Origin of the sequence: Anaerophaga thermohalophila DSM 12881 (assembly GCF_000191885.1) — a bacterium.
GTDB classification, from domain to species: Bacteria; Bacteroidota; Bacteroidia; order Bacteroidales; family Marinilabiliaceae; genus Anaerophaga; species Anaerophaga thermohalophila.
Genome location: NZ_AEWI01000080.1, coordinates 1 through 1,990 on the forward strand (window position 1 = coordinate 1; position 1,990 = coordinate 1,990).

2 protein-coding genes are annotated in these 1,990 nt (G+C 42.3%); both read right to left on the reverse strand.

The window, feature by feature from the left end; translation table 11 throughout:
• Positions 1 to 87: 87 nt before the first annotated feature.
• A complete protein-coding gene (gene istB, locus ATH1_RS0115290) occupies positions 88 to 813 on the reverse strand; it encodes an IS21-like element helper ATPase IstB (protein ID WP_010423591.1) in 726 nt (241 codons plus the stop codon).
• 30 nt (positions 814 to 843) lie between these two features.
• Positions 844 to 1,990, reverse strand: a 1,147-nt coding sequence (gene istA, locus ATH1_RS19690; RefSeq protein ID WP_010423592.1) for an IS21 family transposase, incomplete at its 5' end; no start/stop codon positions are given.

Here is a 1,990-nt window from a genome sequence, read left to right on the forward strand (position 1 = left end):
TGGAAAAAACGGTCGATGCCCACCCAGTGAAAACGGCCATATCCGTTCACTTTTTTTCTAATTCAGCCATGAAAATACAAAAATATATTAATTGTTTGGTTTTCTCATTGTATCCCCTTTCAATTCAAAACGATATGCTGTGTGAACCATTCTATCCAGTATAGCATCGGCTGCTGTGGTGTTTGACAGCATAACATCATACCAATCTGTGACGGGCAATTGGCTCATAATAATTGTTGCCTTTCTGGCATGCCTGTCTTCCATCAGCTCCATAAAATCTAAAAGTTGTTGACCATCCATCGCTTTTACGCCAAAGTCATCAATAATAAGCAAATCCATTCTGGCCATCTTCTCAAAGAACTTTGGCAATGTGGCTTCTATCCGATGCAAGGTTATTTTTTCAAACAGTTTTTGGATGTTGAAATAGGCCACTTTAAAGCCCATCAGACATGCATGATAGCCAAGTGCTGTTCCCAACCAGCTCTTGCCGGTTCCGGTGGCTCCGGTAATCAGGATGGGGGCTCCTTGTTTTATATATTCACAAGTGGCCATTTGCATTATTTTTCCGCGTTCCAGGCCTCGTGCCGCATCAAAATTAAGTTCTTCAATGGTCACCTGATAACGGAAGCGAGCGGCTGATATTAAGCGTGCATTGCGGTTTTCTTTGCGTTGATCTTTTTCTGCCTGCAGAAGCATTTGGATACCTTCATAAAATGAAAGACTATCGATTTTACGTGTTTCCAGAAGCGATGTCCAGCACCCGGCCATGCCCGGCATTCTTAAACTTTTAAATTCATTTGCAATTTCATTCATTGTACTTGTTTTTTGATGGTTATTAATGATTTATTCAAAACGACTCTTCCCTCTGATATTCTTGTGGGAAGGGAAAATTTGTGGTAGATGTTGGGTGTTAATTTCACTAACGCCCCTGCATTTGGACTTTATCAGGCGCTCAATAAAACCGTAACGGTACCTTCGGTATAAAAGCGCAGTTTCACAGGCCTTTTTAAACAGATTAGGGTCTGTGGTGCGTTGCAGTTTTAACAGCCCGTCACACCCTCTATAGAATGTCTCCACTGGTACTTTCGCCGTTGAGAACATACATTCTATGACCTCTCCAAGTTCGGGAAGTACACTTCGGCCCCGGTTGATGTAATACTGGGGCGAGCGTTCTCGGTAGGCCATTGTATTAGATGCCATGTGGCTCTTTTGAAGGGTATATCCTCCTTGTTTGTAATTCCTTGGATGCTTAGCAATACATTCGCCTTTAATATAAATTTTAACCAGGTTACGAGTGTAGATGACATGCGCTTGCTCGCCGATATGGATATGAGGCACTGAGTAGTGGTGTTTGTCACGCCCCAGATATATACATCCATTAAGACCTACTTTTAAATTGGCATAATGACGCACTTCAAATTTCTCTATTGGAAGCGGCTGTAATTTCTCCTTTTCTGTAGCAAAAAAATGCTCTTCTCGCGTGTATGGGTGTTGTTGCATACGCTTGCGATTATGAGCCAGCATTTTCTCAGCAATGGCATGATTAAGCTCTTCCAGGGAAAAGAACTTCCTGTTGCGCAGTTGAGCATACACCCGGTTATAGACTATTTTTACATGGTTTTCAACCAACCCTTTATCCTTTGGTCGTCTGGGACGGGCCGGGATTACTACACAACCGTAATGATTGGCCATGTCTTCCATAATGCGGTTGATTTGTGGCTCGTAAGGATCGGTTTTGGTAACGGCTGATTTTAAATTGTCGCTTACAACAATTTTAGGAACACCACCCAATGCCTGAAAACAAGAAGTAAGTGCATAGATAAAATCTTCGCTCTTTTGGGAAGGAACACCTATGGCAAAGCCATAATCTGTTGCAGGCATACAAGCCACAAATATCTGTACTTTATTAATCTCGCCGGTTGCTCTGTCAATATATTCCATTGTGTCCCCGGCAAAATCGATGAAAAGTTTTTCGCCAGGCACGTATAAA